Below are 13,963 nucleotides of genomic sequence, written 5' to 3' on the forward strand. Positions count from 1 at the left end.
ACATATGAAACGTATTCACGTTGGGAACATTTCTGAAATTGCGGAAAAAAGATCGAGGGTTGTCCGAATCGGAGCATTGGAAATCGCCGTGTTCAAGTTTTCAGGCGGTACGGTCAGAGCCATTGAGAATCGCTGCCCGCATAAAGCGGGTAAGCTTTCCGAAGGTATCGTGTGTGATCATCATGTATTTTGCCCGCTGCACGACTGGAAGATTAATTTGCACGATGGAGTCGTTCAAGCGCCGGACGAAGGCTGTGTAACAGCTTTCCAGGTGGAAGTGGATGAGAGCGGAGATATGTATCTGCACATCGAAGAGGAAAGTATCAGGGCATCCTAGCCTGAGGGAGAGTACGAGCGATGCGACAAAATGGATCCGCCCTTGCACTAGGGTTATCGACAATGGCTATGATGGCTTCGTTCATCATCTGGAGTGTATTCGCTCCGATTGCCGGACAAATTCAGGAACTATTTCATCTCAGTACCATTCAAAAAAGCGTGCTGATCGCCACGCCGGTTCTACTCGGATCGATCCTGCGAATCCCGATGGGGATTTATACGGATCGCTTCGGCGGTAAGCGAATATTTGCGGCAGTCATGCTGTTTCTTGTGATTCCTCTGCTGCTTGCTGGATGGGTCAAATCTTACTGGCTGCTGCTGCTGTGCGCGCTGTTTATCGGGATGGCTGGGACGACTTTTGCCGTTTCTCTGACGTATGTATCGAGATGGTTCCCACCGGAGAGACAAGGTCTCGTATTAGGATTAGCGGGACTGGGCAACTTGGGTGGTGCGGCGGCAAGCTACACGTTGCCTTTTGTGTTTAATCGTTATGGTTTGCCGTGGGTATTTTGGAGCTTGGCGATCATGATTGTGATCGTGACTATTATTTTTTGGATCGGAACAAAGGAATTACCTGCACCTGCCAAGGTGAAGACGTTCAAACAATCAATGGTCGTACTTAAGGAACCGTCGACTTGGTATTTATCGGTCTTTTATTTTCTGACATTCGGCGGTTTCGTTGCTTTCAGCGTTTACTTGCCAACATTTCTCAAAGATTTATTTCAATTGTCGGCAACGGAAGCGGGCGTGAAAACAGCTGGGTTTGTCGTTATATCCACGCTCATTCGCCCTTTAGGCGGATATTTGGCGGACCGATTCGGTTCACGCATAGTTCTGGCGGCTGTGTTTGCAGGAATCATCGTCACTTCGCTCGCGATGGCGGCATCCTTGCATCAATTTACCGGGTTCAGTGTGAGCTGTCTGACTGCGGCCGCCTTACTTGGAGTAGGGAATGGGGCTGTGTTTAAAATGGTTCCGGAAGTTTCCTCGGGCAATACTGGAGCGGTAACGGGCATCGTTGGCGCCGCAGGTGGTGTGGGCGGTTTTTTTCCGCCGATCGTACTTGGCATTATTAAAGATTTGTCAGGCGCATACACACTTGGGTTCGTCATGCTTATGCTCTTTGCATGCGTTTGTCTATATATGAATCATGCGACTAAACGTATGGTGATCAACAAACAGGGCGCGACAGCAGTTTAGTAGGGAAAAACTTTTGGTGGGATGGAACTTCAGCATGGGAACGTGGAGGTCAAGCATATATGGGGAAACAAAAACTAGTCTTAATAGGTAACGGTATGGCCGGAGTACGCTGCGTGGAAGAAATTCTGGGGCTTGCTCCCGATCGTTTTGAGATTACGATTTTCGGCGGCGAGCCGCACCCGAACTATAACCGCATCATGCTGTCCAAGGTGCTTCAGGGCGACACAACGGTAAATGATATTACCATCAATGATTGGCAGTGGTATAAAGATAACGGCATAACGCTGTATGCAGGTGATCCGGTCGTCAGCATCGATACGGCAAAGCAGCAGGTAATCAGTGAAAAGGGGCGTACTGTCGAGTACGATCAACTCATCCTGGCCACTGGTTCATTGCCGTTCATGCTTCCGCTGCCCGGGGCGGATAAGCCGGGTGTGACAGCTTTCCGGGATATTAGCGATTGCAACAAAATGCTGGAAGCTTCCAAATCATATAAAAAAGCCGTCGTTATCGGAGGCGGTCTTCTAGGATTGGAAGCAGCGCGTGGTCTGCTCAATCTGGGCATGGAAGTCCATGTGGTGCATATTTTCAATTATTTAATGGAGCGCCAACTAACCCCGACGTCAGCGAGTATGCTGCGTAAGGAGCTGGAAAAGCAGGGTATGCGTTTTCTGCTTGAAAAGCAGACAGAAAAAATCATCGGTAAAAAACGGGTGGAAGGTCTGCAGTTCAAGGATGGAAGCAAAGTAGAGGCCGATCTTATCGTTATTGCGGTAGGTGTGCGTCCTAACATCAAGCTTGCAGCAGACAGCGGCATTGAGACGAATCGGGCGATTGTCGTTAATGATTTCATGGAGACGAATGTGCCTAACGTTTATGCTGTTGGGGAGTGTGCGGAGCACCGTGGAATGGTATACGGTCTCGTAGCACCATTATATGATCAGGGCAAAGTGCTGGCGAAGAGAATTTGCGGTGTTGATACGGAAGGCTATTCAGGCTCCATTTTGTATTCGCAGCTGAAGGTATCCGGGGTTGAAGTGTTTTCGGCCGGGGAGATCCGCGATGCCGAGATTACGACCTCGCTCAAAGTGATTGATGGCGTCAATAATACGTATAAAAAAATTGCGATTCGCGACAACAAAATTGTCGGAGCGGTATTGTTCGGAGACAGCAGTGAGGGCAACAAGCTGCTAGGTTACATCAAGCAGAAAGCAGACGTGTCCGTACTGGAGCAGGAAGTGGCAGGAGGAAGCGGTGCGGATGAAGCGTATGCGGCATCGCTATCTCCCAACGCGACCGTATGCTCCTGTAATGGTGTAACGAAGGGCGCGATCATGGATGCAGTTCGCGAGAATGGCTGCGAAAGCGTCGAAGACGTTCGTGCCTGTACGCGTGCATCGAGCACTTGCGGCGGATGTAAGCCGCTCGTGTCCGCGATGCTGCAGCTAGCACTGCAGAGCAAGGATGCGCCGGCAGCGCCGAAGGAGACGGTTTGCGGCTGCACAACGCACAGCCATGACGAGCTGCGCGCGGCTGTGCGCAGCGCAGGGTTTGCCACGGCGCACGAAGCGATGAGCGCGCTGGGTTGGAGCAAGGCGGACGGCTGCGCAGCTTGTCGTCCGGCCTTGCAGTACTACGTCGGCCAAGCGCTAGGCGCTGTGACCGGCGATGCGGGAGCTGGAGCGGCGGCTGAGGCAGCTCTGGCGGCGAGCCTGCTCAAAGGCGGCACGTACGCCGCACGGCCCCGTATGTACGGCGGCGTCACGAGCGCCGAGCAGCTAAGGCAAATCGCGGATGTGGTCGACAAGTTTAACATCCCGCTGGTGAAGCTGACCGGCGGTGCGCATCTGGATCTGCTGGGCATTGATGCAGAGCATGTACGCTCCGTCGGTGCGGAGCTCGGACAGCCAGATGCAGCGACTCCGGCCTATGGCAAAACCATCGCTTCCGTTGCAACATGCACTGGAATCGGATACGATCCCAGCGCTCTGCGGGATTCCATCGGGCTAGGCGCCAGCCTCGAATACAGATTGGAGCGCCTGCAAATGCCGGCTGTCGTGAGCGCAGCTGTCTCTGCAAGCCCTCTGCACCGCGCGGGGACGCTTGTCAAGGATCTTGGCGTCGTCGGCGTACCGGGCGGCTGGGAAATCTACGTGGGCGGCAGCGGGGGGGCAAAGCTCCGTCAAGGAGAGCTGCTGTGTATGGAACCTTCGGAAGACGCGGTGCTAGAGCTGTCAGCGGCTTTCTTCCAGTGGTATCGTGAAGAGGCGAATTACGGTGAAACGACAGCACATTGGATCGAGCGCATAGGCATTACACAGCTGCGAGAGGGATTGTTCAATCTCCTGTTCCGTGCTGAATTGATCGCGAGAATGAATGTGGAGCTCCAGGTTACGAAACAGAAGCAAATAAATCCGCAGCCGACGGCTGCTTTGATAAGGTGAGCTGAGCGTATGAATCAATTATTAGAACAAGAACAAGGTGGTACTGGTTCTCTTCGTGTAATGGATACCCAGTGCCCTTTCTGCAGCGTGCAGTGTAAAATGCAGGTGATAGAAGAACGGGGCGCCGATGATGGGCGTCCGACTTATTCCGTCGTTCCGAAACCGAATGCGGCTTCGGAAGGGCGACTTTGTATAAAAGGCATGAATGCTTACCAGCACGTACTTACAGGAGAGCGTATTCTTCATCCGATGATGAAGAAGGATGGTCAATTCGTCCGTATATCGTGGGAGGACGCGTATGAACAGATCGTGAGCAAGCTTACTGAGCTTCGCGGTCAGTACGGCAATCATACGGTTGGTCTTTACGGAGGGGGCTCTCTGACGAATGAATCCGCTTATTTGTTGGGGAAATTCGCTCGTGTTGCGCTTCAAACCAAATACATTGATTATAACGGCAGGTTTTGTATGTCGGCAGCAGCTTCGGCAGGTGTCAAGGTGTTTGGCATCGACCGTGGTTTGACGAATCAACTGTCGGACATTGAATTGGCTGATTGCATGATACTGGCAGGGACGAATATTGCGGAGTGTCAGCCGACACTTATGCCTTATTTTACAAGAGCAAAAGAAAAGGGCGCCTTTATCATAGCGATAGATCCGAGGGAAACCGGTACGACCCGTATCGCGGATCTACATTTGAGAGTGAAGCCGGGTATGGATGCGACATTGGCTAACGGTATGCTGAAGATCCTTCTAGAAGAAGGGTTGATTGATCGAGATTTCATCCAGCAGCGTACCAAAGGCTTTACAGAACTGCAATCTCACTTGGAATCGCTTGATCTCGCTGAGATTGTTGAGTTAACTGGTGTCTCCGCTGAGTTGATACGCAAAGCGGCGCTGGCTTACGGTAAAGCGGCCACAGGCATGGTGTTCACGGCAAGAGGCGTGGAGCAGCAAACCGACGGGCATATGGCGGTTCGCAACTTCCTAAACCTTGTTCTGCTGACAGGGAAAATCGGCAAACCGGGCTGTGGCTACGGCGCAGTCACCGGTCAAGGAAACGGTCAGGGCGGACGGGAGCATGGACAGAAGGCTGACCAGCTTCCGGGCTACCGCCTGATCGAGAACCCCGAGGATCGTGCTTATGTCGCGAGTGTTTGGGGGATTGATCCGAGTGAGCTGCCTGGCAAGGGTGTCTCCGCGTACGAGATGATGGAGAAAGTTCACGAGCAGGAGATTCGCGCCTTGTTCGTGATGGGCTCCAATCCGCTCGTCTCCAATCCGAACGCTAACTTCGTCGAAGAAGGGTTGAAGAAGCTTGATTTTCTTGTTGTAGCCGACTTCCTGATGTCTGAGACAGCGCTGCTCGCGGATCTAATTTTACCGGTATCTACTTATCTGGAGAACGCAGGAACACTGACCAACCTCGAAGGACGCGTTCTGCTGAGGGAAGCCGGCCGTCCTGCGCCGGGTGAAGCGAAGCATGACTGGCAGATTCTCTGTGATTTGGCTGATATGCTGGGCAAGGGTCAATACTTCAACTATGCAGATGTCGAAAATATCTTTGATGAGCTTCGCTTAGCCAGTCGCGGTGGTGCAGCGGATTACTACGGCATAACGTATGACCGCTTACGGAAGGAAGAGGGGGTATACTGGCCATGTCCGGAGCTGGAGCATCCCGGCGCGAAGCGGTTATTTGAATCATCGTTTCCGCTCCCGGAAGGCAAAGCGCTGCTAACTTCTGTGGAGAATCATCTTCCGAAGGAGCGAGTTTGCGAGGAGTTTCCGCTATACCTGACTACCGGTCGTGTGCTTACGCATTATTTGACTGGCGTGCAGACAAGAAGAAGTCATTCTTTGGCGGCGCATGACGTGGAGTCTTTCATGGAGATTCATCCGAAGACGGCCAAGAAGTACCGCATCGATGATGCCACTCTCGTCAAGTTGGAATCCAGACGCGGCACGATCTATGTTCGCAGCAGGTTCAGCAGCGACATTCGTGAAGACACCGTATTCGTGCCGATGCATTGGGGCGATACACAGAACGTCAATAAAATTACACATGACGCACTCGACCCGACCTGTAAAATGCCAGGTTTTAAAGTTTGTGCAGTAAATGTGAGTTCGTTAGTTTCGGAATATGCTTAATATCATGAAACCGATCCTGTTGGGGCTTAGTTAGCCTCCACAAGGGTCGGTTTTATCTTGTTCAAAACTCAGATATAATAGAAAAAAAGATGCAGGAGGCATGTCATATGGATGAGTTACGCTACCCTATTGGATTGTTTGCACACGATGGTGAAATTTCACGGGAGCAGCTGCAAGAGTGGATGGCTGACCTCGAGTCGACGCCAAGCAGGTTGCGTGAGGCGGTTGCTGGGCTGTCTGACGAGCAGCTGGATACGCCTTATCGCCCAGGAGGGTGGACGCTGCGACAAGTCGTGCATCACGTCGCAGACAGCCATATGAACAGCTACACAAGGTTTAAGCTGGCACTGACGGAAGAAGAGCCGACGATCAGACCCTATTACGAGGATCGCTGGGCTGAGCTCAGCGATGGTAATTCAGCTCCGGTGGAACTGTCGCTTACCTTGCTTGATGCTTTGCACAGCCGCTGGATGATCGTTCTGCATGCTATGCAGCATGACCAGTTTGCACGTGCATTCGTACATCCAGAGTCAGGGAAGACGATTCGACTGGATTGGAACGTTGGCAATTACGCATGGCATGGTAATCATCATATTGCCCACATCACGAGCTTGCGCGCTCGCAGGGGCTGGTAAACAACGAAAACCCGTTAAGTCACAGGACTTAGCGGGTTTTGCTATATCTATCATTATCCGCTTCATGACTGAAGCTCGATTCAGCCTGATCATCGTTCAAATAGCGGCCGACTTTATCGATCCACTCTTGTACGTAGTGATCGGTTGCCCACTGTGCCATAACGAGCTTCTCGCCGGGCTGTAGGTCCAAGGTTAGTTGTGGATCATTGCCAGGCGCCTGCCCGTAAGGGTAGAACTTGAGCTTGCCGTTCTCGAAAATGACGATCATATCATTCAACGGCGATGTTAACGCATCGGTTGCTAACGGCCACGAGGACTGGATAGAGCTCCATGAGCAGCAAAGATCATCATGATTGATGACTTTATCAGGCAGCTCGCGCGGGAAGTCGTGTAGAACGTAGTTGTCAGGTTTCGCTGCACTAATACGCGGCGTCTCAGCGACTTTGCCGACCCAGCGGCCTGGTTCACGCTGGACGGTCCAGCTTTGGCCTGTAATCTCACCGAGCAATTTGGTAGAGCTGCTCGGTATATTTGTAAGGATGCTGCTACTGCTGCTGCCATATAAATCGGTGATCGAAATATGGTTCTTGTCCACCGGTTTGTTATAGAACTGCACAGTATGCCCTTCTTTTAATTGTGGGAGGGTACGAACCCAGATGCGTTCCGCTTGATAAGGGGCATTACCTCGCCAAGCCTCCTCCGATTCAGCGATGGAAACATATTGATTCCCGGCAAATAACAGGGTCTCTACGCGATTTAACTGTTCGTCAGCTTGATCGGGGAACACTTCTGGTTTCACAGGCTGATCAGCTAGATGAGCGGATAAATAGTGGAACTCGTCTGTTTTCGTTTTATGAACCAAGGAGTCGATTTTCCAAAAATTTTGCTTATAAGGCATGAGAATTCCCGTGCCCTCGGACGTCTTCTGCAGTTGACCGCGAACCGGCGCGATAAGCATTGTTCGATAGGTACTATAACGAATGGGGCCTAAAGCATGCTGTGCATCCGTATTGTTAGATTCACGTTCGGTCCTCAGCCCAATAAGCAGTGCGGTGCTTATTGGGGCAGGGGATGAGCTAGTGGACGCTGCAGTCGTAACAGAAGCATCCATTGCAGGAGCTGCGTCACTTCGCGTATGGATTGTACTCCATGGAAAGAGCAGTAATGCAGCAGCTATCGCACCGAGTCCGGCGAAACAGAGTAGGGGCTTTACCCTCGGCTTCGCTCGTTCCTTCCGCTCAATGGCTTCCTCAATGTCGCCCTGAAGCTTGGAAGTAAAGCCAGATTGCTTAAGAGGTCCTGATTCCAATTGCTTATGTAAATCATCCGGATCAGGAGTTTTCAAGCGCTTCACGCTCCTTCAAACTGATCACCTTGAGTCTGGCGTGGTGAAGTCGGGATTTAACGGTTCCCTCCGAGATGTTAAGGATGGCAGCCATTTCTTTCGTTGAGAGCTGATAATGGGCATGTAAAATTAAAATTTCTCTATATTTGGGAGACAGAGATATTACTTTTTTCCATATATCACTAGCATATAATTTCTCCATTGCTTCTGTTTCTGCTGATTGTGATGTGCCTGCAGATTGAATGAAGCCAACAAGTGTAACTTTGCGCCAAAATGCTTTGCGTAGGTAGTCATACGCGGTATTGCGTGTAATGGTAAGCAGCCAGGTTTTGACCGAAGCTTCACCGCGGAATGTAGTAAGATTGCGATATACTTTTAAGAAAGCATCCTGCGTAATGTCATCAGCTAAATCTGAATTACGGCAAATGCTAAACGCATAATTCCATACATCATTACCATAAGTTTCCATTATATTGCGAAGAATCACTTTCTGATCCGTTGTTTCAGATACGTACTTTAAGTAATCAAATACATGGACACCGGTCGTCTCCATTCTCTCACCTCTCTGAATTAGACGTTACAAGTACAAAAAAGTTCGTCATTTTATAAAAAAAATCATGCCTTATAGGATTCGAAAGTGAACTGGCAGATGAGTCGGACTTCTACGTGTAGTTTGAAAAATAGCTATAGCTCGAAATCTGGAGGAGATTTGCTTCAAGGGAGAGAATCGAAGAGAGACATCTTTTTTTCAGCAGTAGACTACTATAAAACCCTTAAGGCGGTGGCTCATGGTTTCTTTTATGCATTCAATACGCTTTAAGTTTCTGATAAGTTTTGTCTCTCTGATCTTGCTTTTTATGATTTCAGCTGGACTATCCTATCGAATGGTACAATCAACTAAGCTCAGTGTAAATGAACAAACGACTAGTGTGACCAACGAAAAGATTGCCTTATCTTTAAAAAGTATGGTAGGCATTCTATACAGTAATCAAGCTGATTTGATCATCAACAACAATAAAGAGATTATTCAGGAATACCAAGAGAACACGAAGATATTTCTTGAAATGGTAGAGAGTATAAGTGCATCGGCTAGAACGGATGAAGAGCGCCAGTGGGCTGGGAGCGTTGTTAAGCAAAGCCAGCTGTACATCGCGATGTTCGATAAGGTGGTTGCAGTCTATAACAATCAAGATAAATACACAGCTCAACAGTTGAAAGCGGAATACAAGAAAGTAGACGATGAAACCGATGAAGCCAAGAATCAAATTTACGAGTTAACAGATAAGCTTGTGCTTGCTTATGACAAGAAGTATGCAGAAGCGCAAAGCAATTTAGATAATCATATGTCGCAATTGGTGAAGACTTCGATTATATCTAGCGTAGCTGTTGTTGTGATTGGATTATTTCTAGCTTTTACATTAGAGCGGATGATCACAAGGCCTATTACGAGAGCAGTAGGTTTCTTGCGTCGCGTAGCAATTGGCGACCTTACCACGCGTCTGGATGGGAAGATGAGTAAGGATGAAACGGGGCAATTAATCGATGCTTGCAATAATATGGTGGGTCAGCTTCGCTCCCTTCTGCATGAAGCCACAGTGAATGCGGACTCGGTTCAACAATCTGGGGGTCAGCTGGGGAACCACGCGAGGCTTACCATACAAGCAACGAGTGAAATCGCCCATGCGATTGATGTGGTTGCTGCGGGAAATGCGGCACAGGATCAAGGTGCATCCGAGAGCGCAAGAGCCATGGAAGAGATGGCAGTAGGGATTCAGCGTATGGCAGAATCCTCATCTACAGTAGCGGCAGCCTCCTTAGATGCTAGGGAAGATGCGAAGCGAGGTCATGCGACCATTGCAGATTCCATTCAGCAAATGAATCGGATTGAGCAATCCGTGGAAACATCTACGCAAATTATTGATCGTGTAGGGGAAAGATCGCAGGAAATTCATCATATTGTGGATGTCATTACAGGCATTGCTTCACAGACGAATCTACTAGCGCTTAATGCATCGATTGAAGCTGCAAGAGCAGGGGAGAATGGCAGAGGCTTTGCTGTCGTGGCTGCGGAGGTAAGGAAATTGGCTGAGCAAGCGATCCAGTCTACGTCGCAAATCAACGATATCATTAAAGGGATAAAAGAAGACGCCTTGGCTTCCATGACTTCTATGCAGGAGGTGAAGGATGAGGTGAAGCACGGTGTGCAGCTGATTATACAATCGGGTGACATGTTTGGAGGGATCCTTCAAGCCATCGCCAACATCTCAGAACAGGTGCAGGATCTTTCCTCTGCCACGGAAGAAATGTCTGCTGGAACCCAGGAAGTGTCTGCTTCCATTGCGGAGATGGCTCATCTAGCCAAGCAATCGTCGCAGCAATCTCAAACCATTGTGTCACATACGAAGGAGCAATTGTACGCGATGGAAGCCATTGATAAATCGGTAATAAGTCTTAGCGAAACGGCGGAAGCCTTACAAAGCGTTGTTGGACGGTTTAAAGTGTAAAGGATGTATGAGTTTTTCTATTTTACCTACAGTTAAGGCTTTGTACTTCCAAAAAGTTTGCTTGATCAAGGCCTCATCTTCTGCAAGCTCATATTGGACAAGAACAGTCACTTCAGGCAATATATTCGGTTTATTGTAGAAGCGATGTTTGTTTTTTAAGACTAATCCAATACTAAAGCCTAATAAAAATCCACCTATTCCTGAGATAATACCCCAAATAATGGGACCCCATGCGAGGATGAAGCCTACACTAATGCCAAAAACACCGCATGCTGTAGCACTGGCTAATCCAATTTCGACGGCTTTGGCGGTTTTATCGAACCGCTGGTCTACAATGGAGAGAGACTTATCCGCATCAATGTCCATGAGGATAGAGATGATCCGACTGGAATGAATTCCACTATGCTCAATAATGCTTAACGCTTGCTCCAGTTCGGTTGAATGTTCAAAAGTACCTACAATCCACAAGGGATGATTACCTCCGGAAGTGACGTCATATACGCTGCTCCTCGCTAATCTGTAATAGTCGGTTAAATATTGGCGCTGTGAGATGCGGAATAATCGGTTCTGCTCAATTGCACTCGTATAAGAGTGATAGATGGCACCTCCGAGCACAGAAGGCATGAACAGCAACCACTGGGGATGTAGAATATTGGTAACTAACCGATTATGTCCCAAAATAAGAGCGAGAACAGCTTCGTAAAAGTGCGAGAACGTTACATAGACCCACCACCAGAATATGCCGTAAAAGCCAAGCCAAATATGTTTATTATAAAGCTGTCCAAGACCTGGGAAAAAGAATGAACAAATAGCGGCAGTGAGGGGGCTTTTCTTTTCAATAAATTGGATACCGGTTGCGCGCATCAATTGATTAGGAAAGCGTGCGTTCTCGAGAATGGCTAGTTCATAGTGCTTATTGGTCTCAAGAGCGCAGCGATAACTATCCCATATAGCAAAAAAATAAATAATCATATAGCCGTACACCCATAAAGGCTGTAAAACTTGCTTAGCCATTTCAAACTTACCGCAGAAAGAATACACCATGGCCAAATTGATGGAAGCTAGTGAATTAATCATAACCTCGGAAAGAGTTAATAAGACACCCATCGTATTTTTGTACATGAGCAGATGACCGAATCATGGGAACGAAGCTGACCACCATGCGACTAGATAAGGGTTTCGTCGCTGTGCATAGATAATATCAAACCTTCTAACAGATGCCAACGACCATCGGGGAGTGGAATTCATATTCAAATAAACCCTTTCTCTTGGTGATATTTTTTTCATAGTATGGCAGTAATTGGTTATTTGTATGCGATAGGGGTAGGAATTCGTCATGATGTGTCTTGACAATAGAAGGCCTTAACACGCAATATGAAGAAAGGACATTGGATGAAAGATCAGGTCCTTCGGAGAGGGAGAACACCATGAATTTCGTTGAGTATATAGTGGATCATTTGCGGTCTGGACAAATCAAAAACTTTCCTCAGCCGATTGCTCTGAACTTGGGCTTAGCTTATACAGTTAAACTGGAAGACAGGAAGACGAATTTAATTTGGCTGCCTTTCGAATTTACAGGTCTCGCTTACATTGATATGGGGCAACAAGTGAATGTACATCCCTACTATCGAGGCGTTATTATTGAGGAAATCGAACTCTCGCGCGGAACGGATCTGCATAAGCCGCAAACGGAGGAAGCTTTCATTAAAACTATATTTCAGAAAAGCTGGGAGATGCATCAACTGCTGCAGCAGGAAAAGTATGCGAGTTTGCAGGGGAATGCGCCAGACTTCCTGACCAAAATGTTGTACATAACAGATTGGCTGCGCTATTATAATTCAGTTATAACAGTGGGTGCTGGGAAAAAGATCGGCTAAATGAACCATTTTTTCGATGGAAAGTAAGGACTGTGTTTTCTACATATGTAGAAGCATGGTCCTTTTTCATACCCATCCCTATGGCTATAGTCCCATGATGGATAGTTCTTGGCACCTTGGATCACTAGGCTTTAAGCCTGTTCTCAAAGCATTGTAGAAGGCTTATCCTAAAGACTGGTGTAAACGATGCCAAAAACTCATGGAGAAGCGGAGAGTAATAAGATGGTACAGCTCAAGAAATGGATTACGATTGCAACGGTATGTTGCGTAATGACAATAGGTGTCGAACAAGGGAAGAGTGAAGCAGCCGGTATGACGGACGTTCGGGGCCATTGGGCGGAGCAGACGATTAGTCAGATGGTGCAGCAAGGGCTGCTAGACGGCTTTCCTGATGGAACTTTTCGACCAGATAATTCTGTGACGGCTGATCAATTTGTGAAAATTGTCTTGCTCGCTTTTACAGATAAATATCCGAATGGTGAGCGCAAATGGAAATCAAACTTTCTACAAACGCTTAGCGCGAGCAACCAAAGTATTTTGCAGCAGGATTATCGGGATTTCACGTTCAAACCGAACACAGTCGGATATTGGGCAAAGCCTTATTTGGATTTGGCCAGTGATCTTCATTTTATAAGCAAAGGTCAGTTCAGTGACTACAAGGAAATGCTAAAACGCGAAGATGTGGCAGAAATTCTGTACTATTTACTTAAGGAAACCGAGTATTTGGAAGATGAAGTGTACAGTCTCAAAGCAGCTTCCCAATTCGGTGATCTTCAAAGTGCGACGGCCAGACAGCAGAAATTTATCGGCGAGGCCATGACGAAGGGAATCATGGAAGGCTACCCGAACGGTTACTTCGGCGTTGGACGAACGGTTACCCGAGCAGAAGCGCTGCAAATCATTGCTCGTTTGCAGACGAAGTCGAAGCGTATCAGTGTGAACAGCGGAAGTGAAGCGTTCATCAAAGTCGTGCCTACGAAGGATGGCAGCTATAAGAAGCTGGTATTCCCCGATCAGCGAATGCTGCAAGCTTACGATGTTATGGAAGAAGCGGGTAAGCTGCGAGGTACAAATTATGATCTTGAAGAAACAACGCTGCGTTTATTCCGAGATGCCGAGGCTAAAGGGCTGGCGATGAGCGGTGCGACCACCGAGGTGCGCAACAGCAATGAAGTGTCCTTATGGTTAGATCCGCAGTTTATAACCTATGGCGTGACTGTGCACCTAGAAGACGGGACACTAGCCCGTAATATGGAGAGCATCCGGAAGTTCACGGATTTCCTTTTTGGCTATGACGCAGACATCTTCTATCGCCATTTTACTGACGCTTGTGAACGCGCAGCGGCTAAAGGTGTTCTCGAAACCACAACGAAACAAATCGGCAGCTACTCTGTTGAAACACGGTTAGAAGCGGATGGGAAAACGATCATTTTTTCAATTATTCATTCCTAGATATACATACAATCAGTACAAGCTG

The 13,963-nt window shown here is 48.3% G+C and carries 11 protein-coding genes; 8 read left to right on the forward strand and 3 right to left on the reverse strand.

Annotated elements, in window-relative coordinates; genetic code table 11:
* Positions 1 to 4: 4 nt before the first annotated feature.
* From nirD to QFZ78_RS25350, 5 genes are all read left to right on the forward strand, one after another.
* Positions 5 to 337 carry a nitrite reductase small subunit NirD gene (nirD, locus tag QFZ78_RS25330; RefSeq protein ID WP_307551654.1) on the forward strand — a complete coding sequence of 111 codons (333 nt, stop codon included), beginning with the start codon at positions 5 to 7 and terminating at the stop codon, positions 335 to 337.
* Positions 338 to 357: 20 nt separating this feature from the next.
* Positions 358 to 1,536, forward strand: coding sequence for an MFS transporter (locus QFZ78_RS25335; protein WP_307551655.1), 1,179 nt, complete (start codon positions 358 to 360; stop codon positions 1,534 to 1,536).
* A gap of 59 nt (positions 1,537 to 1,595) precedes the next feature.
* Complete coding sequence (nirB, locus tag QFZ78_RS25340; protein WP_307551657.1) at positions 1,596 to 3,980, forward strand: nitrite reductase large subunit NirB; 2,385 nt, start codon at positions 1,596 to 1,598, stop codon at positions 3,978 to 3,980.
* A 9-nt stretch (positions 3,981 to 3,989) separates the two neighbouring features.
* Complete coding sequence (gene nasC, locus QFZ78_RS25345) at positions 3,990 to 6,125, forward strand: assimilatory nitrate reductase catalytic subunit NasC (RefSeq protein ID WP_307551659.1); 2,136 nt, start codon at positions 3,990 to 3,992, stop codon at positions 6,123 to 6,125.
* Positions 6,126 to 6,232: 107 nt separating this feature from the next.
* On the forward strand, positions 6,233 to 6,760 hold the full coding sequence (locus QFZ78_RS25350; RefSeq protein WP_307551661.1) for a YfiT family bacillithiol transferase: 528 nt from the start codon (positions 6,233 to 6,235) through the stop codon (positions 6,758 to 6,760).
* Positions 6,761 to 6,788: 28 nt separating this feature from the next.
* Here QFZ78_RS25350 and QFZ78_RS25355 read toward each other — a convergent pair whose 3' ends face one another.
* A complete protein-coding gene (locus QFZ78_RS25355) occupies positions 6,789 to 8,105 on the reverse strand; it encodes a hypothetical protein (RefSeq protein WP_307551663.1) in 1,317 nt (438 codons plus the stop codon).
* Entirely contained in the window at positions 8,092 to 8,658 is a 567-nt protein-coding gene (locus QFZ78_RS25360) for an RNA polymerase sigma factor (RefSeq protein WP_029196193.1), read from the reverse strand. The genes QFZ78_RS25355 and QFZ78_RS25360 overlap by 14 nt, the downstream gene beginning before the upstream one ends.
* 331 nt (positions 8,659 to 8,989) lie before the next feature.
* Here QFZ78_RS25360 and QFZ78_RS25365 point away from each other — a divergent pair, with 331 nt between their 5' ends.
* Complete coding sequence (locus QFZ78_RS25365; RefSeq protein WP_307551665.1) at positions 8,990 to 10,609, forward strand: methyl-accepting chemotaxis protein; 1,620 nt, start codon at positions 8,990 to 8,992, stop codon at positions 10,607 to 10,609.
* Here QFZ78_RS25365 and QFZ78_RS25370 read toward each other — a convergent pair.
* Positions 10,577 to 11,731: a hypothetical protein gene (locus tag QFZ78_RS25370; RefSeq protein WP_307551667.1), complete on the reverse strand. Its 1,155-nt coding sequence runs from the start codon at positions 11,729 to 11,731 to the stop codon at positions 10,577 to 10,579. The genes QFZ78_RS25365 and QFZ78_RS25370 overlap by 33 nt on opposite strands.
* A gap of 305 nt (positions 11,732 to 12,036) precedes the next feature.
* Here QFZ78_RS25370 and QFZ78_RS25375 point away from each other — a divergent pair, with 305 nt between their 5' ends.
* Together QFZ78_RS25375 and QFZ78_RS25380 are read left to right on the forward strand one after the other, a co-directional pair.
* On the forward strand, positions 12,037 to 12,486 hold the full coding sequence (locus QFZ78_RS25375; RefSeq protein WP_307551669.1) for a hypothetical protein: 450 nt from the start codon (positions 12,037 to 12,039) through the stop codon (positions 12,484 to 12,486).
* 186 nt (positions 12,487 to 12,672) lie between these two features.
* Positions 12,673 to 13,938: an S-layer homology domain-containing protein gene (locus QFZ78_RS25380; RefSeq protein ID WP_307551671.1), complete on the forward strand. Its 1,266-nt coding sequence runs from the start codon at positions 12,673 to 12,675 to the stop codon at positions 13,936 to 13,938.
* The last annotated feature ends 25 nt before the right edge of the window (positions 13,939 to 13,963 follow it).

This window comes from Paenibacillus sp. V4I5, from assembly GCF_030817255.1.
Classification (GTDB): domain Bacteria; phylum Bacillota; class Bacilli; order Paenibacillales; family NBRC-103111; genus Paenibacillus_E.

What these genes read in the sequence shown, in the direction of transcription:
- nirD (WP_307551654.1), top strand. Translation starts at nt 5, where the DNA reads ATGAAACGTATTCACGTTGGGAACATTTCTGAAATTGCGGAAAAAAGA.
- QFZ78_RS25335 (WP_307551655.1), top strand. Translation starts at nt 358, where the DNA reads ATGCGACAAAATGGATCCGCCCTTGCACTAGGGTTATCGACAATGGCT.
- nirB (WP_307551657.1), top strand. Translation starts at nt 1,596, where the DNA reads ATGGGGAAACAAAAACTAGTCTTAATAGGTAACGGTATGGCCGGAGTA.
- nasC (WP_307551659.1), top strand. Translation starts at nt 3,990, where the DNA reads ATGAATCAATTATTAGAACAAGAACAAGGTGGTACTGGTTCTCTTCGT.
- QFZ78_RS25350 (WP_307551661.1), top strand. Translation starts at nt 6,233, where the DNA reads ATGGATGAGTTACGCTACCCTATTGGATTGTTTGCACACGATGGTGAA.
- QFZ78_RS25360 (WP_029196193.1), bottom strand. Translation starts at nt 8,658, where the DNA reads ATGGAGACGACCGGTGTCCATGTATTTGATTACTTAAAGTACGTATCT.
- QFZ78_RS25365 (WP_307551665.1), top strand. Translation starts at nt 8,990, where the DNA reads ATGGTACAATCAACTAAGCTCAGTGTAAATGAACAAACGACTAGTGTG.
- QFZ78_RS25370 (WP_307551667.1), bottom strand. Translation starts at nt 11,731, where the DNA reads ATGTACAAAAATACGATGGGTGTCTTATTAACTCTTTCCGAGGTTATG.
- QFZ78_RS25375 (WP_307551669.1), top strand. Translation starts at nt 12,037, where the DNA reads ATGAATTTCGTTGAGTATATAGTGGATCATTTGCGGTCTGGACAAATC.
- QFZ78_RS25380 (WP_307551671.1), top strand. Translation starts at nt 12,673, where the DNA reads ATGCCAAAAACTCATGGAGAAGCGGAGAGTAATAAGATGGTACAGCTC.